The organism is Actinocorallia sp. B10E7, from assembly GCF_039871655.1.
In the GTDB taxonomy this organism is placed as follows: domain Bacteria; phylum Actinomycetota; class Actinomycetes; order Streptosporangiales; family Streptosporangiaceae; genus Actinocorallia.
Window position 1 is genome coordinate 673938 of sequence record NZ_JBDPLZ010000002.1, and the last position, 18861, is coordinate 692798.

At 70.4% G+C, this 18861-nt stretch carries 18 protein-coding genes and 1 pseudogene; 8 read left to right on the top strand and 11 right to left on the bottom strand.

Annotation, left to right across the window (positions count from 1 at the left end; genetic code table 11):
• Nucleotides 1-12: 12 nt before the first annotated feature.
• Entirely contained in the window at nucleotides 13-1380 is a 1368-nt protein-coding gene (locus ABGB12_RS08225; protein WP_347675669.1) for an aldehyde dehydrogenase family protein, read from the top strand.
• Nucleotides 1381-1432: 52 nt separating this feature from the next.
• On the opposite strand, the gene ABGB12_RS08230 is transcribed toward ABGB12_RS08225, so the two are convergent.
• From ABGB12_RS08230 to ABGB12_RS08255, 6 genes and pseudogenes are all read right to left on the bottom strand, one after another.
• On the bottom strand, nucleotides 1433-2332 hold the full coding sequence (locus tag ABGB12_RS08230; protein ID WP_347675670.1) for a TIGR01777 family oxidoreductase: 900 nt from the start codon (nucleotides 2330-2332) through the stop codon (nucleotides 1433-1435).
• Between the two features lie 68 nt (nucleotides 2333-2400).
• Nucleotides 2401-3828 (bottom strand): annotated as a pseudogene (sucB, locus tag ABGB12_RS08235) (2-oxoglutarate dehydrogenase, E2 component, dihydrolipoamide succinyltransferase); the annotation flags it as partial.
• Nucleotides 3803-5182 (bottom strand): dihydrolipoyl dehydrogenase, encoded by a 1380-nt coding sequence (gene lpdA / locus ABGB12_RS08240; protein ID WP_347675671.1) that lies wholly within the window; start codon nucleotides 5180-5182, stop codon nucleotides 3803-3805. The pseudogene sucB and the gene lpdA, both read right to left, overlap by 26 nt.
• A 122-nt stretch (nucleotides 5183-5304) precedes the next feature.
• Nucleotides 5305-6774, bottom strand: a complete 1470-nt coding sequence (locus ABGB12_RS08245) for a leucyl aminopeptidase (RefSeq protein ID WP_347675672.1) — start codon at nucleotides 6772-6774, stop codon at nucleotides 5305-5307.
• Between the two features lie 109 nt (nucleotides 6775-6883).
• Complete coding sequence (locus ABGB12_RS08250) at nucleotides 6884-7648, bottom strand: adenosylcobinamide-GDP ribazoletransferase (RefSeq protein ID WP_347675673.1); 765 nt, start codon at nucleotides 7646-7648, stop codon at nucleotides 6884-6886.
• A 23-nt stretch (nucleotides 7649-7671) separates the two neighbouring features.
• Complete coding sequence (locus ABGB12_RS08255) at nucleotides 7672-8613, bottom strand: bifunctional adenosylcobinamide kinase/adenosylcobinamide-phosphate guanylyltransferase (RefSeq protein WP_347675674.1); 942 nt, start codon at nucleotides 8611-8613, stop codon at nucleotides 7672-7674.
• 123 nt (nucleotides 8614-8736) lie between these two features.
• Here ABGB12_RS08255 and ABGB12_RS08260 point away from each other — a divergent pair, with 123 nt between their 5' ends.
• Nucleotides 8737-8988 carry a hypothetical protein gene (locus ABGB12_RS08260; protein ID WP_347675675.1) on the top strand — a complete coding sequence of 84 codons (252 nt, stop codon included), beginning with the start codon at nucleotides 8737-8739 and terminating at the stop codon, nucleotides 8986-8988.
• Nucleotides 8989-9003: 15 nt separating this feature from the next.
• Here the strand turns inward: ABGB12_RS08260 and ABGB12_RS08265 are convergent, their stop codons facing one another.
• Both ABGB12_RS08265 and ABGB12_RS08270 read right to left on the bottom strand, forming a co-directional pair.
• A complete protein-coding gene (locus tag ABGB12_RS08265) occupies nucleotides 9004-10005 on the bottom strand; it encodes an aldo/keto reductase family protein (RefSeq protein ID WP_347675676.1) in 1002 nt (333 codons plus the stop codon).
• Between the two features lie 19 nt (nucleotides 10006-10024).
• Nucleotides 10025-10621 (bottom strand): DUF3043 domain-containing protein, encoded by a 597-nt coding sequence (locus ABGB12_RS08270; protein WP_347675677.1) that lies wholly within the window; start codon nucleotides 10619-10621, stop codon nucleotides 10025-10027.
• Between the two features lie 137 nt (nucleotides 10622-10758).
• Here ABGB12_RS08270 and ABGB12_RS08275 point away from each other — a divergent pair, with 137 nt between their 5' ends.
• Nucleotides 10759-11556: a PspA/IM30 family protein gene (locus tag ABGB12_RS08275; RefSeq protein ID WP_347675678.1), complete on the top strand. Its 798-nt coding sequence runs from the start codon at nucleotides 10759-10761 to the stop codon at nucleotides 11554-11556.
• A 2-nt stretch (nucleotides 11557-11558) separates the two neighbouring features.
• Nucleotides 11559-11837, top strand: coding sequence for a hypothetical protein (locus tag ABGB12_RS08280; protein WP_347675679.1), 279 nt, complete (start codon nucleotides 11559-11561; stop codon nucleotides 11835-11837).
• Nucleotides 11838-11901: 64 nt separating this feature from the next.
• Here ABGB12_RS08280 and nadA read toward each other — a convergent pair whose 3' ends face one another.
• Nucleotides 11902-13053 carry a quinolinate synthase NadA gene (gene nadA / locus ABGB12_RS08285; protein ID WP_347675680.1) on the bottom strand — a complete coding sequence of 384 codons (1152 nt, stop codon included), beginning with the start codon at nucleotides 13051-13053 and terminating at the stop codon, nucleotides 11902-11904.
• 248 nt (nucleotides 13054-13301) lie between these two features.
• Here nadA and erpA point away from each other — a divergent pair, with 248 nt between their 5' ends.
• Both erpA and ABGB12_RS08295 read left to right on the top strand, forming a co-directional pair.
• Nucleotides 13302-13646, top strand: coding sequence for an iron-sulfur cluster insertion protein ErpA (gene erpA / locus ABGB12_RS08290; protein ID WP_344242021.1), 345 nt, complete (start codon nucleotides 13302-13304; stop codon nucleotides 13644-13646).
• Between the two features lie 80 nt (nucleotides 13647-13726).
• Entirely contained in the window at nucleotides 13727-14689 is a 963-nt protein-coding gene (locus tag ABGB12_RS08295; protein WP_347675681.1) for a carbohydrate kinase family protein, read from the top strand.
• A 36-nt stretch (nucleotides 14690-14725) separates the two neighbouring features.
• Here the strand turns inward: ABGB12_RS08295 and ABGB12_RS08300 are convergent, their stop codons facing one another.
• Both ABGB12_RS08300 and ABGB12_RS08305 read right to left on the bottom strand, forming a co-directional pair.
• Nucleotides 14726-15031 carry a sulfurtransferase TusA family protein gene (locus tag ABGB12_RS08300; RefSeq protein ID WP_347675682.1) on the bottom strand — a complete coding sequence of 102 codons (306 nt, stop codon included), beginning with the start codon at nucleotides 15029-15031 and terminating at the stop codon, nucleotides 14726-14728.
• Between the two features lie 31 nt (nucleotides 15032-15062).
• Nucleotides 15063-16193, bottom strand: coding sequence for a cysteine desulfurase family protein (locus ABGB12_RS08305; RefSeq protein ID WP_347675683.1), 1131 nt, complete (start codon nucleotides 16191-16193; stop codon nucleotides 15063-15065).
• A 131-nt stretch (nucleotides 16194-16324) separates the two neighbouring features.
• Here ABGB12_RS08305 and coxB point away from each other — a divergent pair, with 131 nt between their 5' ends.
• Nucleotides 16325-17167 (top strand): cytochrome c oxidase subunit II, encoded by an 843-nt coding sequence (coxB, locus tag ABGB12_RS08310; protein WP_347675684.1) that lies wholly within the window; start codon nucleotides 16325-16327, stop codon nucleotides 17165-17167.
• Between the two features lie 77 nt (nucleotides 17168-17244).
• On the top strand, nucleotides 17245-18858 hold the full coding sequence (gene ctaD, locus ABGB12_RS08315) for a cytochrome c oxidase subunit I (protein WP_347676112.1): 1614 nt from the start codon (nucleotides 17245-17247) through the stop codon (nucleotides 18856-18858).
• Nucleotides 18859-18861 lie beyond the last annotated feature (3 nt).

Sequence of the window (18861 nt, forward strand, 5' to 3'; positions counted from 1 at the left end):
ACCCCTTCCTTCATGTCCACGATCGCGGAGAACGTCGAACGGCTCCGTAAGACCTTCGCCTCAGGGAAGACCAAGTCGCTCTCCTGGCGGCGGTCCCAGCTGGAGGCCCTCCACCTGCTGATCACCGAGCGCGAGAGCGAGATCGTGGAGGCCCTCGGCGAGGACCTCGGCCGCGAGGCGTTCGACTCGTGGTTCGCCGACCTGTCGTCCACCAAGACCGAACTGGTCGACGCCAGGAAGAACCTCGCCAAGTGGGTCCGCCCCCGCAAGGCCGGCACCCCCCTGGCGATGCTGCCGGCCCGCTCCTGGGTGCAGTACGAGCCGCTGGGCACCGTCCTGATCATCGGGCCGTGGAACTACCCGGTGTACCTGACGCTCAGCCCGGCGGTGGCCGCGATCGCCGCCGGCAACTGCGTGATCATCAAGCCGTCGGAGCACGCCCCGGCCACCTCGGCGCTGCTGGCCCGGCTGGTCCCGCAGTACCTGGACCAGGACGCGGTGCAGGTGGTGGAGGGCGCCGCCGACGTCACCCAGGAACTGCTCGACCAGGGCCTGGACCACGTCCTGTTCACCGGCGGCCCGCAGATCGCCAAGGCGATCATGGCCGGGGCGGCCAGGCACCTCACCCCGGTGACGCTGGAGCTGGGCGGCAAGTCCCCGGTCATCGTCGCGGCCGACACCGACGTGGCCACCGCCGCGCGGCGGATCGTCTTCGGCAAGCAGCTCAACTCCGGGCAGACGTGCATCGCGCCGGACTACGCGTTGGTCGACGCGAAGGTCGCCGACCGGTTCACCGAAGAGGTCGTCAAGGCCGTCGAGGAGATGAGCGGCGGCGACGGCGGACGGGCCCGCCGGATCGTCAACGAGCGGCACGCCCGGCGGCTCGCCGGCCTGCTGGACGGGCACGGCGGCAAGGTCGTGCACGGAGGCGACAGCGACCCGGACGCCAGGACCGTCGACTTCACCGTCGTGGTCGACCCGGACCCGGACTCCCCGCTGATGACCGAGGAGATCTTCGGCCCGATCCTGCCGATCCTCCAGGTCTCCTCGGTCGCCGAGGCCGTCGAGTTCGTGCGGGCCCGGCCCAAGCCTCTGGCCGCCTACCTGTTCACCGGGAGCAAGGGCGACGAGCGCCGCTTCCTGGCGGACGTCAGCGCCGGCGGGGTCGTGATCAACCATGTCGGCTACCACGCCCTCAACCCGAACCTTCCGTTCGGCGGCGTGGGCAACAGCGGCATGGGCGCCTACCACGGCGAGTACGGCTTCAAGACCTTCAGCCACGCCAAGGCCTGCTTGAGGAAGGGCATCAGCCCCGACCCCGGGTTCGTCTACCCGCCTTACACCGAGTCCACCAAGAAGCTGCTGCGCCGCCTGCTCTGACGGCGTCCGAAACCACCCTCCCGCTGATCCCGGCCCGTCTCCCCGGCCGGGATCAGCTTTCTTCCGCCAGGACGGCGCGAAGGGCGGAGGGAAGATCCGGGTCGGCGAAGGTGAAACCGGACTCCAGGAGCCGGGCGGGAAGGACACGCTGGCTGATGAGGGGGCCCTCGGAGGCGAACTCGCGCAGGACGAGCTTGAGGAGGGGGGCGGGCGCGGCGAAGAAGGCCGGACGGCTCAGCGCGCGGCCCAGTTCCCTGGTGTACTCGGCGTTGGTGACGGGCCGGGGGGCGGTGAGGTTCACCGGGCCGGCCAGAGGCGCGGCGATGAGGTGGTGGAGGGCGCGGACCTCGTCGCGCAGGGTGATCCAGCTCGTCCACTGGCGGCCGCTGCCGAGTCTCCCGCCCAGGCCGAGCCGGAAGAGCGGGAGCGTCTTGCCGAGGATCCCGCCGCGGGCGGACAGGACGATGCCGGTGCGGGGGTGGACCACCCGGACTCCCGCGGCGGCGGCCGGTTCCGCGGCGGCCTCCCAATCGGCCGTCAGATCCGCGAGGAAGCCGGTGCCCTTCGAAGCCGTCTCGGTGGTCTCCGTCGCGCCGGTGTCCCCGTAGAAGCCGATCGCGGAGCCGCTGACGAGCACCGGCGGGGGAGCCGTCAGGCCCGCCAGCCCCTCGGCCAGCAGGCGCGTCCCCTTGATCCGGCTCTGGTAGACCTCCCGCTTGTAGGACTCCGTCCACGGCCGGTCGCCGATGCCCGCGCCCGCCAGGTGCACGACCGCGTCCGCGCCCTCCAGGGCCGCCCGGTCGAGCTCGCCGGCGGCGGGATCCCAGAAGATCTCGTCGGGACGGGACGGCGGCCTGCGCACCAGCCGCGAGACGTCGAAGCCCTCGCCGCGCAGATGCGCGGCGAGGGCTCCACCGATCAGACCTGAGGCACCCGAGATGATCGCTCGCACGCCTCCAGCCTAGGGGGACCTCCTCCTCAGAGACCGAGCTCTGACTCGAAGTGCCCCTCCTCCAGCCGGTTCTTGACCGTGGTGAGGAAGCGGGCGGCGTCGGCGCCGTCCACCAGCCGGTGGTCGTAGGTCAGGGACAGGTAGACCATGGACCGGATGGCGATGACCTCGCCCAGGTTCGGGTCGTTGACCACGACCGGGCGCTTGACGACCGCGCCGGTGCCCAGGATGGCGACCTGGGGCTGGTTGATGATCGGCGTGTCGAACAGCGCGCCGCGGCTGCCGGTGTTGGTGATGGTGAACGTGCCGCCGCCGAGCTCGTCGGGGCTGACGTTGCCGGTGCGGGTGCGCTCGGCCAGGTCGGCGATCTTGCGGGCGAGCCCGGCGAGGTTGAGCTCGCCGGCGTCCTTAATCACCGGCACGGACAGGCCGCGCTCGGCGTCCACCGCGATGCCCAGGTGCTCGGCGTCGTGGTAGACGACCTCGTTGTTCTCGGTGTCGATGACCGAGTTGATGACCGGGTGCGCCTTCAGGGCTTCGACGGAGGCGAGGGCGAAGAACGGCAGGAACGACAGCTTGACGCCCTCGCGGGCCTGGAAGTCGGCCTTGGCGAGGTCGCGCAGCTTGGCGACCTTGGTGATGTCCACCTCGACGACCGAGGTGAGCTGGGCGGAGGTCTGCAGGGACTCGACCATGCGCCGGGCGATCGTCTGGCGCATGCGGCTCAGCTTCTCGGTCTTGCCGCGCTTGGCCGCGGCGGCGGCCGGGACCGGAGCGGGCGCGGCCGGAGCCGCCGGAGCGGACGGGGCCTGCGCCGGAGCGGCGGCGGGGGCCGGGGCCGCCGCGGCGGCCTTGGCCTTGGCGGCGTCCTGGACGTCCTGCTTGCGGATACGGCCACCGACACCGGTGCCCTTCACCGTGGACAGGTCGACGCCGAGCTCGGAGGCCATCTTGCGGACCAGCGGCGTCACGTAGGCGCCCTCGGCCTCGGCCGGAGCGGGCGCCTGCGGGGCGGCGGCCTGCGGGGCGGCCTGCGGAGCGGGCGCCGGAGGCTCGGGTGCGGGCGGCGGGGTCGGGGCGGCCGGAGGCGCGGCCGGAGGCCACGTCGGGGCCGGGGCGGCGACGGGCGGCGCGGGCGGCTCCGGCTCGGGCTCGGGCGCCGCGGCGGGCGGGGCCGCCGGGGCCGGGGCCTCGTCCGCGCCGGAGATGATCGCCAGCTCGGCGCCGACCTCGACGGTCTCGTCTTCGGCGACGGTGATGCTGGTCAGGATGCCCGCGGCGGGAGAGGGGATCTCGGTGTCGACCTTGTCGGTCGATACCTCGAGGAGCGGCTCGTCGACCTCGACGTGCTCACCCTCCTTCTTCAGCCAGCGGGTGACGGTGCCCTCGGTGACGCTCTCGCCGAGCTGGGGCATGGTGACGGAGACCGGCATGGTTCTCAGCGACTCCTCGTAGTGTGGCTGGTGGTCGTCAGCCGTGGACGTGCAGGGGCTTGCCGGCGAGGGCGAGTGCTGCCTCGCCGACCGCCTCGGACTGGGTGGGGTGCGCGTGGAGCAGCTGCGCGACCTCGCTGGGCAGGGCCTCCCAGTTGTAGAGCAGCTGGCCTTCGGTGACCAGCTCGCCGATCCGGGCGCCCACCATGTGGACCCCGAGGATCGGGCCGTCTTTCTCGGCGATCATCTTGACCTCGCCCTGGGTGCCCAGGATCTTGCTCTTGGGGTTGCCCGCGAGGTCGTAGGTGATCTCCGTGATCTCCAGGCCGAGCTCGCGCGCCTTGGCGGACGTGATGCCCACCGACGCGACCTCGGGGTTGGAGTAGGTGATGCGGGGGACCCCGTCGTAGTCGATCGGGGTGGGGTTGAGGCCCGCCACCTTCTCGGCCGTCAGGATGCCCTCGGCGAAGCCCACGTGGGCCAGCTGCAGGGTCGGGATCAGGTCGCCCACGGCCGAGACGGTCGGGACGGAGGTGGTGCAGTACTCGTCGACGATCACGAAGCCGCGCTCGGTGCGCACCCCGTTCTCCTCGAAGCCCAGGCCCTCGGAGACCGGGCCGCGGCCCACGGCCACCAGCAGCAGCTCGGCGTCGATGGTCTTGCCGTTCTCCAGGGAGACCGACACACCGGAATCGGTGGTCTTCACTCCGGAGAAGCGGGCGCCGAGCTCGAACTTGATGCCGCGCTTGCGGAAGGCCCGCTCCAGCCGCTTGGAGGAGGACTCCTCCTCCAGGGGCAGCAGGTGCGGCAGGCCCTCGACGATGGTCACCTCGGCGCCGAACGAGCGCCACACGGAGGCGAACTCGACGCCGATGACGCCGCCGCCCAGGATCACGACCGAGGCGGGGACGTGGTCGAGCTCGAGCGCGTGGTCGCTGGAGATGACCTTGTCGCCGTCGATCTCGAGGCCGGGCAGGGAGCGGGGGGCCGAGCCGGTGGCCAGCACGACGTGCGAGCCCTCGTAGACGTCGTCGCCGACGGCCACGGAGGTCGGCGAGGCCAGCCGTCCGGCGCCGGTGACGATCTCGATGCCCCTGGACTTGATCAGGCCGGTGAGGCCCTTGACCGTGGTGGAGACGATCTTGTTCTTGTAGGCCTGCACCCCGGGCACGTCGATGCCCCCGAAGCTGGCCTTGATGCCGTAGGCGGCCGCCTCGTTGACCTCGTCGGCCACCTCCGCCGAATGCAGCAGGGCCTTGGTGGGGACGCAGCCCCGGTTCAGGCACGTGCCGCCGAGGACGGGGTCCTTCTCGATCAGGACGACGCGCATGCCCAGTTCCGACGCGCGCAGCGCGCAGGCGTAGCCGCCGCTCCCGCCGCCGAGCACGACGAGGTCGTACGGGCCCTTGTTCGCCACTGGACGCTCCTTCTTGTGGATCTCGTTTCTCCGGCCCTGGTCAGGCACCTAGAGAAATGCCAGGTAGAGCCATCTTTTCATTTGTACTGAGCGGTAATGGCCGCTGGAAGGTTTGACTCAGGTCACAGCAGGCCCGCGGCGGCGTCCTCGGCGATCTGGATCAGGGCGCGGGTCGCGGCGCCGGTGCCGCCCTTGGGGGTGTAGCCGTAGGGCTCGCCCTTGTTGTAGGCCGGGCCGGCGATGTCCAGGTGCGCCCACCGCACGCCCTCGGGCACGAACTCCTTGAGGAAGACGCCCGCGGCGAGCATGCCGCCCCAGCGCTCGCCGCTGATGTTGGCGATGTCGGCGACCTGGGAGTCGAAGCCCTTGCGCAGTTCCTCGGGCAGCGGCATGCCCCAGGCGGTCTCGCCCGCCTTCTGGGCGGCCTGGACGACCTTCTCGCGCACCTCGTCGGAGTTGGCCATGACGCCGGTGGTCCGCACGCCCAGGGCGACCAGCGCGGCGCCGGTCAGGGTCGCCACGTCGACCAGCAGGTCGGGGGAGTCCTCGGCGGAGCGCACGATGGCGTCGGCCATGACGAGCCTGCCCTCGGCGTCGGTGTTCAGCACCTCGACGGTCTTGCCGCCGTAGATGGTGATGACGTCGGAGGGCCGCTGGGCGGTGCCCGACGGCATGTTCTCGGCGATGGTCAGGTAGCCCACCACGTTGACCTTGGGCTTGAGCGCGGCGACGGCCTGGAGCGAGGCGAGCACGGCGGCCGCACCGCCCATGTCGGACTTCATCCAGTCCATGCCCTCGGCCGGCTTGATCGAGATGCCGCCGGTGTCGAAGGTGATGCCCTTGCCGACGAACACCACGGTCCTGGTGGCCTGCGGGTGCCGGTAGGACAGGCGCACCAGCCTGGGCGGGTTGACCGAACCCTGGCCGACGCCGACGAGGCCGCCGTAGCCGCCGTCGACCAGCGCCTTCTCGTCCAGGATCTCCACGTCGAGGCCGCTGTCGCGGGCGACCTGCTCGGCGACCCCCGCCAGGTCCTCGGGGGCCAGGTGGGAGGGCGGGGTGTTCACCAGGTCGCGTGCCAGGGAGACGGCCGCAGCGACCTTCTCCGCGTGCTCCACCACGGGGGTGGCGTCGAGTCCGGTGACGAGCACGAGCTCGCCCACCGGTTCGGTCTGCTCGCCGGTGCGGTAGCGGCCGAAGGAGTAGTTGCCCAGAAGGGCGCCCGTGGCCACGGCCGAGACCAGTTCGGGGGTGTCGGCGGGCAGCGCCAGCGCGACCCGCGCGGTGCCCGCCAGCGCGCGCACGGCGGCGCCGGCGGCCCGGCGCAGTTCCTCGGGGCCGGGGTCCTCGCCGAGTCCGGCGGCCACGATCACCTTGGCGGGCAGCGCGCCCAGGGTCGGGAGCTTGACCACCTCACCGGCCTTGCCGGTGGCGCCGACGGCCTTGAGCGCCTCTACGAGGCGCCCGTCCAGCGCGCCGTCCACGCCCTGCGACCCGGCGGCCGGGACGACCTCGGGGCCCACGCCGATGACGAGGGCGTCGACATCGAGGGAGGCGGGGTCGGTCTGGCTGATGCTGAGATTCGTCGTCACGCCTCTCGACCTTACTCGCCCCCAGCACCTGTTTTCCCCGTTTCGATCAAGCCTTGCCTCGATCCGGGGCGGCTCGCAAAGCCTGTAATTTATGGTTGTTTGTCGGTTTTTAACCTAGGGTGGCGAAGATCAACACCGTGGTTCCGGCGAGCTCGGCCAGAGCCCCCAGGACGTCCCCGGTGATCCCCCCGAACCGGCGGACCAGATGGCGGCGGAACAGCACGGCGGCGCCCAGCGCGGCGGGCACGGCCGCGGTCAGGAGCAGGACGTCCGCCGCCGAGCGGGTCCACCAGGCGGCGACCGCGGCCGCGAGCGCCGACAGCGCGCAGGTCCAGGCGAGCGGGATCCGGACCGGTACCGTCCCGGCGACCTGCGCGCCCAGCCCGTCCGGACGGGCCGGAGGCACACCGGGAGAGCAGGCCCAGGTCAGGGCGAGCCGCGCGGTCGCCCCGGCCAGCACCAGCGCCAGGGCCGGATGCGTGGCCGCGCCCACAGCCGCGACCTGCGCCAGCAGGGTGAACACGAGCGCGACGACGCCGAACGGCCCGATGTCCGAGCGCTTCATGACCGCGAGCGCCTCGGCGGCGGGCCTGCCGCTGCCCAGCCCGTCGGCGACGTCGGCGAGCCCGTCCAGGTGCAGCGCCCGGGTGAGCACCGCGCCCAGCCCCACCGCCAGCACGGCGGCCGGGGCGGTGCCGGCGCCCGCCAGGTCCAGCAGGAGGAAGGCCGCGGCCTGCAGCGCCCCGAGCACCGCGCCGACCAGCGGCGCCCAGGCCATGGACGCGCCGAACACCCTCCGGTCGGCCTCGACGAAGCCGACGGGCAGAACGCTGAGCAGGCCGAAGGACAGCCGAAGGCCAGGGGGAAGGCTCACGGGCAGCGAGGCTATCGGGAGGGCTACAGGGGCAGGGGACGGCCCGCCACCACGAGGGACACGTCCTCGGACTCGGCGGCCAACCGCTGGTTCAGCTCGCCGAGCAGGTCGCGGAACAGCCGCCCCGCACGGTTCTCGGGCACGAGCGAGAGCCCCACCTCGTCGGAGACGGCCACCACGACGGCCTCCGTGTGACGCCACGCGGTCACGAGCTCCGCGAGAAGCGGCCGGACGGAGTCCGGGTCCTCCCACGCCCCCGTACGGTCCATGACGGAGGCCAGCCAGGTGCCCAGCCCGTCCACCAGGATCGCGCCGCGGCCGCCGCGCAGCAGCCCGGAGAGCTCGTCGGACTCCACCACCCGCCACCAGGACGGCCTGCGGGTCCGGTGCGCGCGCACCCGTTCGTCCCATTCGGGGTCGGAGCCGTCCGCCCGGGGCCCGGTGGCGAGGTAGGTCACCTCGGGATGGGCGATGAGCCGCAATTCGGCCTCGGCGGACTTCCCGGACCTGGAGCCGCCGAGCAGCAGCGTCCGGTGCGGTCCGGTGACGGGCGCCCGCCAGAACTCCAGCCGCCGCCGCAACTCGGCCGCGTCCCGCACGCGGTGGTCGACGTGGACGGCGTGGACGGCGGTGTGCGCGGCCACGGCTCCCCGCCGCCGCAGCACGGCCAGATGCTCCGGCCGCCCCAGCAGGTCCAGCAGGACGGCGTCGTAGACGGCTCCCGGAGCCGGTTCCGGCCAGGCTCCGTGATGCCCGTAGAGCAGCCGCCCACCCGAGGCCGTCCGTACGTCGAAGCCTCCGGGAACCTCCACCGCCTCCAAGTCCTCCAAAGGCAGCCCGTCCACCAGGATCCGCAGCGGAGCACGGCTTTCGCCCCGGCGGCGCAGCGGCGCGCAGGAGGAACACCGGCAGCCGTGGGCGGGCCAGCCCAGCGGAGAGGCGTCGCCCTCGATCTCGATTCGCATGGCGAGGCGCACTATACGAGGAGGCGCACTGGGCTCGTCGCGGGAGGTTCACCCCGCCGTTCCCGGCGAGAAGCACGCCGGACATGGCATGATCGCACTGGGACACATCCCCGGAGCGGTACTGTGCACGAAGTCGAGGGGAGTCTGGCGGACATGGCGTGGACGTGGCGGTACGAGAAGGCGGACGGGACGGAGATCCCGGCGAGCGTTCTGCCCGCGCCTTTCGATCAGCCCGATTACCAGCCGACCCAGTCCGACGCGGAGAGCTGGCTGGGCGAGAACTGGCGCCTGCTGGCCGACGCGGGCGTCGCCCGGGTGCGTCTGCTGGACGACGACCGCGTGGTGTACGGCCCGATGCCCCTCAGTCTCGACTGATCGCCGGGCGGCGTCCTACGGCCGGGTGGCGGGGGACCTGGTCTCGGCGGGGTCCCGGATGACGGCGTCGCCCAGCACCTCGTCGACGCGCGCCAGCAGTTCGGCCTCGAGCCGCACCCCGCGGGCCTTGACGTTGTCGCGGATCTGCTCGGGCCGGGAGGCGCCGACGATCGCCGAGGAGACGTTCGGGTTCTGCAGTACCCAGGCCACCGCGAGCTGGGCCATGGTCAGCCCCGCCTCCTGAGCGAGCGGGCGGAGATCCTGCACCCGGGTGAGGACCTCGTCCCGCATCCAGAACTTCACGAAGTCCGCGCCGCTCTTGTCGTCGGTGGCGCGCGAGCCGGGCGGCGGGGCCTGCCCCGGCAGGTACTTGCCGGTCAGGACGCCCTGTGCGATCGGCGACCAGACGATCTGGCCGATGCCCTCGCGCTCGCACAAGGGCACGACCTCCTGCTCGATGACCCGGTAGAGCATCGAGTACTGCGGCTGGTTGGAGATGATCCGGTCGAAGCCTCGCTCCTCGGCGATCTTCAGCGCTGCGGAGATCTCCTCGGCCCGCCACTCCGAGACCCCGATGTAGAGGGCCTTGCCCTGGCGGACGACGTCCTCGAACGCCCGCATGGTCTCCTCGAGCGGGGTCTCGTGGTCGAAGCGGTGCGCCTGGTAGAGGTCGACGTAGTCGGTGCCGAGCCGGCGCAGCGAGCCGTCGATCGACTCCATGATGTGCTTGCGGGACAGGCCCCGGTCGTTGGGCCCGGGCCCGGTCGGCCAGTAGACCTTGGTGAAGATCTCCAGCGACTCCCGGCGCTGCCCCTTGAGCGCGCGCCCCAGGACCGTCTCGGCGCGGGTGCCGGCGTAGACGTCGGCGGTGTCGAAGGTGGTGATCCCCTCGTCGAGGGCGGCGTGCACGCAGGCGACCGCCGTGTCCTCCTCGACCTGGGAGCCGTGGGTGATCCAGTTGCCGTAGGAGATTTCGGAGATCTTCAGACCGCTGCGGCCCAGGTATCGGAATTCCATGATCCCGATCCTAGGTCGCTCAGATCTTGTCCTTGTCGCCCGGTCCGTAGCGCGGGTTGGGGATGCGCAGCCGCCGCATCTGCAGCGAGCGGGTCGCGGCGTACAGGCCGACGCCCTTGCGCTCCTCGTTCGGGAAGCGCTCGGCGGCCAGCTTCTTGACCTTCTGGGAGAGCAGCAGGCTCTCGGTCAGCACGACGAACAGCAGCACCGGCGGGATCAGCATGAACAGCAGCTGGGTGACCGGGGTCTGGACGAAGCTCACCAGGACGATCACGAACATGATCAGCATGAGGTGGGAGCCGACCGTCCGCCGCGAGTCGACGTAGTCGCGGGCGAACTCGCGCACCGGGCCCTGGTCCCGCTTGGGCAGGTACCGGGAGTCGCCCCGCGCCATGCCCTCGCGCGCCTTGGACCGCTGCTGGGCCTGCCGCTCGCGGACCTGCCGGTAGGCCTCCTTGCGGTCACGGGGCGCGGTCACCAGCTGGTTGCGCCGGACCTTCTCGGCCTCGCGCCGCTTGGGAGTGGGCCGGCCCTTGCCGCCCTCCTTCACCGGACGCGCTTCGGCGTCCTGTGAGGAGGCGGGGGCGTCTGAGGAGTCACTGCGACGTCGGAACACGGAAGAAGGATATTTGATGTCGATACCGGCGAGGAACCTCATGGTCGGTCCATGCGTCAACAACGTAGGGTGATAAAAGGCCCGTCAGTGGCTGGCTCGGGTTTAGCGACCCCGTATCGAAGGGACGTCCGCGCGCGATGAGCGTGATGAAGCGAATGTCGATGATCTTCAGATCCAAGGCCAACAACGCGCTGGACCGGCTCGAGGATCCGCGGGAGACCCTGGACTACTCCTACCAGCGCCAGCTCGAGATGCTGCAGAAGGTGCGCCGGGGCGTGGCCGACGTGGCGACCTCCCGCAAGCGTCTGGAACTGCAGATCACTCGCCTGGAGAAGGAGCACAACAAGCTCACCGACCAGGGCCGCCAGGCGCTGCAGGTGGGCCGGGAGGATCTGGCCAGGTCCGCGCTGGAGCGCCGCGCCGGGCTGGACTCCCAGTTGACCGATCTCCGCGCGCAGTACGAGCAGCTGCAGCGCGAGGAGGAGAAGCTCACCCTGGCGGCGCAGCGGTTGCAGGCCAAGGTGGACGCCTTCCGCACCCGCAAGGAGACGATCAAGGCGACGTACACCGCCGCCGAGGCGCAGACCAGGATCAGCGAGGCGTTCAGCGGCATCTCCGAGGAGATGGGCGACGTGGGTCTGGCGATCCAGCGCGCCGAGGACAAGACCGCGCAGCTGCAGGCCAGGGCCGGGGCGATCGACGAGCTGCTGGAGTCCGGCGCGCTGGAGGACTTCTCCGGGCCGCGCGACGACATCCAGGCCGAGCTCGACCGGATGAACGCCACGAGCGGAGTGGAGCTGGAGCTGGAGCGGCTCAAGGCCGAGCTGGGCCAGGGCGGCGAGGCGCCCCGGCAGATCGACGCGGGCCCCGCTCAGGCGCAGCAGCCTCAGCAGCCCGGGCAGCAGAAGCAGTGGCCGCCGCAGCAGGGGGGCTGAACATGATCGTCCGGATCATGGGGGAGGGCCAGCTCGAGCTCGACCAGGCCGAGCTGTCCGGCCTGAACGACCTGGACGCCGTGCTGGAGTCGGCGATCGAGACCGGCGACGAGGACGGCTTCCGGCGGGCGCTGACCGCGCTCCTCGACAGCGTGCGGGAGCGGGGCTCGGTGCTCCCCGCCGACAGCCTGGAGCCCTCCGACCTGGTGCTGCCCCCCGCCGACGCCCACATCGACGAGGTACGGGCGATGCTGGGCGAGTCCGGCCTCATCCCGGAGTAGGAGCGGCGACGGGGCGCACGGCCGAAGCCGTGCGCCCCGCCGGCTCACGCGGGCGGGCCTCCCGTCAGGGGAGGGCCAGCATGCGGTCGAGGGCGGCCTTGGCGTGGCCTGCGGTCTCCGGGTCGACCGTGATCTGGTTGGGGACCTCGCCGCGGACGAGGGACTCCAGGGCCCACACCAGGTGGGGCAGGTCGATCCGGTTCATGGTGGAGCAGAAGCAGACCGTCTTGTCGAGGAACATGACGTTCTTGTCCGGGTGGGCGGCGGCCAGCCGCTTGACCAGGTTGAGCTCGGTGCCGATCGCCCAGGAGCTGCCGGGCTCGGCGGCGTCCAGGGTCTTGATGATGTACTCGGTGGAGCCGATGAGGTCGGCGGCCGTGACGACCTCGTGCCGGCATTCGGGGTGCACCAGGACGTTGACGCCCGGCACCCGCTCGCGGACCTCGTCCACCGACTCCTTGCTGAAGCGGCCGTGCACCGAGCAGTGGCCCTTCCACAGGATCACCTTGGCGTCGCGCAGCTGCTCGTCGGTCAGCCCGCCGTTCGGCCGGTGGGGGTTGTAGACCACGCAGTCGTCCAGGGACAGGCCGAGTTCCAGCACCGCGGTGTTGCGGCCCAGGTGCTGGTCGGGCAGGAAGAGGATCTGCTCGCCCTGCTCGAAGGCCCACTCCAGCGCCCGCTTGGCGTTGGAGGAGGTGCACACCACACCGCCGCGGCGGCCCACGAAGGCCTTGATGTCGGCGGAGGAGTTCATGTAGGTGACCGGGACGACCCGGTCGCCGATCCCCAGGTCCGTCAGGACGTCCCAGCACTCCTCGACCTGGTCGAAGGTGGCCATGTCGGCCATCGAGCAGCCCGCGGCGAGGTCCGGGAGGATCACCTTCTGGTCGTCGCCGGTGAGGATGTCGGCGGACTCGGCCATGAAGTGCACGCCGCAGAAGACGATGTAGGGGGCCTGCGGCCGGGCGGCGGCGTCACGGGCCAGCTTGAAGGAGTCCCCTGTGACGTCGGCGAACTGGATGACCTCGTCGCGCTGGTAGTGGTGGCCGAGCACGAAGACCTGGTCGCCGAGAGCCGCCTTGGCCGCCGCGGCCCTGGCCACGAGCTCGGGGTCGGAGGCGGGGGGCAGCTCGCCGGGGCACTGCACGCCCCGTTCGCTGCCGGGGTCCGCGCCCTGGCCCAGGAACAGCAGAGGGAGATCGGTTGTGGTCGTCACGGGGGCTCCTTCCCGCGCACGGGGGACTGGCTGCCGGAAGCTGTGGGAACACAGTCTCCGGACTTATCGTCGGAGTGACGATTCCCATGTAACCACATACCGGGCAGAGCGTGCGCCGTCGGGGGTCATCGGGGGCGCGGACCCTGTGGCACCATGAGAAAAACCCCGCCGGCCGGGGAAGAACCGAGCCGACAGGTACGTTGTGACTGCTAGGCAAATCCTCGGCCCCGTATTGGGAGTACAGAAATATGACGGAGACCAGCACTCAGCAGGGGATCATCCTCACTGACGCCGCCGCTCAGAAGGTCAAGGCCCTGCTCGAGCAGGAAGGCCGTGACGACCTGGCGCTGCGCGTGGCCGTGCAGCCGGGCGGCTGCTCCGGGCTGATCTACCAGCTGTTCTTCGACGAGCGCCAGCTCGACGGCGACATCACCTACGACTTCGACGGCGTCACCGTCGTCACCGACCGGATGAGCGCCCCCTACCTGGGCGGGGCCACGGTCGACTTCGTCGACACGATCGAGAAGCAGGGCTTCACGATCGACAACCCCAACGCCACCGGCTCCTGCGCCTGCGGCGACAGCTTCTCCTGAGGGCTTCTCGGCACCTCAAGGGCCTGGCAGAGTAATCTGTCCAGGCCCTTTTTCATTCATCCTCTAAGGAGAGCCACGCCGTGCGCATAGCCGTGACAGGCTCCATCGCGACCGACCATCTGATGACCTTCCCCGGCCGGTTCTCCGACCAGCTGCTGCCCGACCAGCTCCAGCAGGTCTCGCTCTCCTTCCTGGTGGACGAACTGGAGATCCGGCGCGGCGGCATCGCCGCCAACATCTCCTTCGGCCTCGGCTGCCTGGGGCTGAACCCGCTGCTGGTCGGCGCGGTCGGCACCGACTTCGCCGACTACCGCGCCTGGCTGGAGCGCCACGGGGTGGACTGCTCCGGCGTGCACGTCTCCGAGCTGCGGCACACCGCCCGGTTCATGTGCACCACCGACACCGACCACAACCAGATGGCCTCCTTCTACGCGGGGGCGATGAGCGAGGCCCGCAACATCGAGCTGGCCCCGCTCGGCGAGATCGACCTGGTGGTGGTCAGCCCCAACGACCCCGAGGCGATGGTGCGGCACACCGACGAGTGCCGCACCCGGGGCATCGCGTTCGCCGCCGACCCGTCCCAGCAGCTGGCCCGCATGGACGGCGCCGAGGTGCGCAGCCTCATCGGCGGAGCCGCGTACCTGTTCACCAACGAGTACGAGAAGGCGCTCTGCGAGCAGAAGTCCGGCTGGTCGGACGCCGAGATCCTGGACCGGGTGGACGTCCGGGTCACCACCCTGGGCTCCAAGGGCGTGATGATCGACCGTAAGGGCGAGCCCGGCCTGCACGTCCCGGCCGCGCCCGAGGTCCGCAAGGTCGAGCCGACCGGCGTGGGCGACGCCTTCCGCGCCGGCTTCCTCGCCGCCGTCGCCTGGAACCTGGGCCTGGAGCGCGCCGCCCAGCTGGGCAACCTCGTGGCCGCCCACGCGCTGGAGACCGCCGGCGGCCAGGAGTACACCCTGGTGCGCGAGGACCTCCTCACCCGGATGGGCCAGGCCTACGGCTCCGAGGCCGCCGAGGAGATCGCCGCCCACCTGGGCTGAAGACCCCGCTGACCCTCCCGGTGGCCGGGAGGGTCCTCAGTAGTCGCGACGGACGTGGAAGGCCCATCCCCCCTGGGGGAGGGCCTCCTCGCGCACGAACGTCTGCGACTTCATCCGGCACCAGGCCGGGATGTCGGTGCGGGCCGCGACGTCGTCGGCCTGCACCGCGATGATCTGGCCGAGCTGCACCTCGCGGATGCGCTCGGCCAGCATGATGATCGGGATGGGGCACTTGCGCCCCAGCGCGTCGAGGACCAGGGCGGCCGGGGGGCCGGCCGGGACGGGCGGCGGCGCCGGGGGCGCCGGGGGCTGCTTGCGGGTGACGCGGCGGCGGAAGCCCATGGGTCACGCTTCCCTTCTCGGCGGGCGGGCGTCAGATCACGCCCGCGCTCTTGCGCAACCGGGTCACCGCGTCGGGCAACACGGCGAGGAACCGGTCGACGTCCGCGGTGGTCGCTCCAAGGGGCAGCGATACCCGGACGTTGCCATGGGTAACCACTCCCATGGCCTCCAGTACATGACTGGGTCGAAGCGTATCGGCCGTGCACGAACTACCGGACGAAACCTCGAAACCCAGCCGGTCCAGTTCGGTGATGATGGCCTCGCCTTCCACATAGAGGAAAGAAAAGGTCACCAAGTGGGGAAGACGGTGCACCGGATCGCCCACGATCTCTACGTCCTCCACCAATTCCGGCAGGCGGGTGCGGATGCGTTCGACCAGCCCCCACAGGCGGGGCGCGTCGGCGGCGAACTCCGCCGAGTGGGCCTCCAGCGCCGCGGCGGTGGCCAGCGCCGCGGGGACGTTCGGCGGCCCGGGCACCCGCCCGCCCTCCCTCTCGTCGGCGGGCAGCGGTGACTTCCACCGGGTGCCCTTCCTGACCACCAGCAGGCCGGAGCCCGGCGGGCCGCCGAACTTGTGGGCGCTGGCCGCCAGCAGGGACGAGCCGTCCGGGACCGGCACCCGCCCCGCGGACTGGGCCGCGTCCACGAACAGCGGGACCCCGGCCGCCCGGCACGCCTCGGCGGCCTCCGCCACGGGCTGCACCGTCCCCACCTCGTGGTTGGCGGACTGCAGGCAGGCCAGCGCGGTGTCGGGGCGCAGCGCGGCGGCGAACGCCTCCGGATCGACCCGGCCACGGAGGTCCACCGGCACCGTGGTGACCGTCCCGCCCTCCCGCTCGTGGGTCTGCGCGGCGTGCAGGACGCTGGAGTGCTCCACCGCGCTCACCACCAGGTGGCGCCCCACCCGCCGGCGGGCGGACAGCGCACCCAGTACGGCCAGGTGGACGGCCTGGGTCCCCGACGCGGTGAAGCTCAGCTCGTCCGGCCTGACTTTCAGGGAGGCCGCGGTCCGGGCCCTTGCCTCATCGAGTAGCATTCTGGCCCGTCGTCCGGACCCGTACAGGCGCGCCGGATCCGCCCATCCCGTTTCGAACGCCGCCATGAGCGCCGATCGAGCGGCGGGGTGCAGCGGTGCGGTTGAGGCAGCGTCGAAGTAAGGCACAGCACGACATTAACGGGGGTCCCGAGGGGGACTCCCAGGACACCCGCGCTAATGTGTCCACCAAACGAGGATCTATTTGAATGCAGCCGCCCGGGATGGCTCCCGGGCTTCATCTGTGGGGAAGGCAATCCGTGAGTCCGACCCGCTCTAGGGAGCGGCGTACGCCAGTGCGTGGCCGCCGAGCGCTGAGAAGCGCGACCACGCTGGCTTTGCTGGCGATGGCCGCCACCGCCTGTGACGCTGAACAGTGGAAGCGCATTGGGTACCCCGACCCCGCCAGCGAGCAGGGCGACCGCATGCTCTCGCTCTGGCAGGGCGCGTGGATCGCGGCGATCATCATCGGTGTGATCGTCTGGGGCCTGATCATCTGGGCCGTGTTGTTCCACCGCAAGCGGAAGGGCGAGGAAGGTCTGCCCGCGCAGGTGCGTTACAACCTGCCGGTCGAGATTCTCTACACCGCAGTGCCGTTCGTCATCATCGGTGTGCTGTTCTTCTACACCGCCCGTGACGAGGCCCAAGTCGAGAAGATCACCAAAAAGCCCGACGTGACGGTCGACGTGATCGGCTACCAGTGGAGCTGGCAGTTCGACTACCTCGGCGACACTTACAAGAAGGCCGACGGCTCGCCGATCAGCATCGTCGGCACCCCGACGAGCCCCGACGCTCCGGGCGGCACCGCCCAGGGGCAGAAGCCGGTCCTGGTCATTCCCGTGGACAAGACCATCCGCTTCAACCTCAAGTCGGACAACGTCATCCACTCCTTCTGGGTTCCCGCCTTCATCTACAAGAAGGACGTCGTTCCCGGATACGTGAACAAGTTCGAGCTGCGCCCGACCAAGGTCGGGACGTACGAAGGCCGTTGCGCCGAATTCTGCGGCCTCGACCACAGCCGGATGCTCTTCCAGGTGAAGGTCGTCACGCAGGCCGAGTTCGACGACTTCGTGGCCCAGCAGAAGTCTGGAGGCGCGCAGTGACCGCGATCTCAGAGAGGCCCGCGCTCACCCCCGCGGAACAGCCTCACACCAGCAAGGGGCGGTTGATCGTCAACTGGATGACGTCGACCGACCACAAGGTCATCGGGTACATGTACCTCATCACCTCCTTCGTGTTCTTCCTCATCGGAGGCGTGATGGCTCTGGTGATCAGGACGGAGCTGTACAAGCCCGGCATGCAGGTGGTGACCAACGAGCAGTTCAACCAGCTCTTCACCATGCACGGCACGATCATGCTGCTGATGTTCGCGACCCCGCTGTTCGCGGGCTTCGCCAACGTCATCATGCCGCTGCAGATCGGTTCACCCGACGTGGCGTTCCCGCGCATGAACATGCTGGCGTTCTGGTTCTTCCTGTTCGGCAGCCTGGTCGTGCTCGCCGCCTTCCTCACCCCTGACGGCGCCGCCAGCTTCGGCTGGTTCGCCTACACGCCGCTGTCGGACGCCACCCGCACTCCGGGCTTCGGCGGCGACCTGTGGGTGATCGGCCTGTCGCTGTCGGGTCTGGGCACCATCCTGGGCTCGGTCAACTTCATCACCACGATCCTGTGCATGCGCGCCCCGGGCATGACCATGTTCCGGATGTCGATCTTCAGCTGGAACGTCCTGCTGACCTCGATCCTCGTCCTGCTGGCCTTCCCGGTCCTGGCCGCGGCGATGCTGGCCCTGTTCGCCGACCGCAAGTTCGGCGCGCACGTCTTCGACTCCGCCCACGGCGGCGCGATCCTCTGGCAGCACCTCTTCTGGTTCTTCGGCCACCCCGAGGTGTACATCATCGCCCTGCCGTTCTTCGGCATCGTGACGGAGATCCTGCCGGTGTTCAGCCGCAAGCCGGTCTTCGGCTACATCGGCCTGGTCGGCGCGACCATCGCGATCGCCGGTCTGTCGATCACCGTCTGGGCGCACCACATGTTCGTGACCGGTCAGGTGCTCCTACCGTTCTTCTCGTTCATGACGTTCCTCATCGCGGTGCCCACCGGTGTGAAGTTCTTCAACTGGATCGGCACGATGTGGCGGGGACACCTGTCCTTCGAGAGCCCGATGCTCTTCTCGGTCGGCTTCCTGGTCACCTTCCTCTTCGGCGGTCTGACCGGCGTCATGCTGGCCTCGCCCCCGATGGACTTCCAGCTGTCGGACTCCTACTTCGTGGTGGCGCACTTCCACTACGTGATCTTCGGTACCGTCGTCTTCGCGATGTTCGCGGGCTTCTACTTCTGGTGGCCCAAGTTCACCGGCAAGATGCTCAACGACACCCTGGGCAAGATCCACTTCTGGATCCTGTTCATCGGCTTCCACACCACCTTCCTCGTCCAGCACTGGCTGGGCGCGGCCGGCATGCCCCGGCGCTACGCCGACTACGCCTCGGAGTTCACCGGCCTGAACGAGCTGTCCACTCTGGGCTCGTTCCTGCTGGGCGTCTCGATGCTGCCGTTCTTCTACAACCTGTACATCACGTGGAAGAAGGGCAAGAAGGTCAACGTGGACGACCCGTGGGGCTACGGAGGCTCCCTCGAGTGGGCGACCTCCTGCCCGCCGCCGCGGCACAACTTCAACTCCATCCCGCGCATCCGCTCCGAGCGGCCGGCCTTCGACCTGCACCACGCCGCGGAGGCGCAGCGTGCCGCGGAGAAGTTCAGCGTGCAGACGGTGTCGACGAAGAAGCTGGAGGGCTGATCG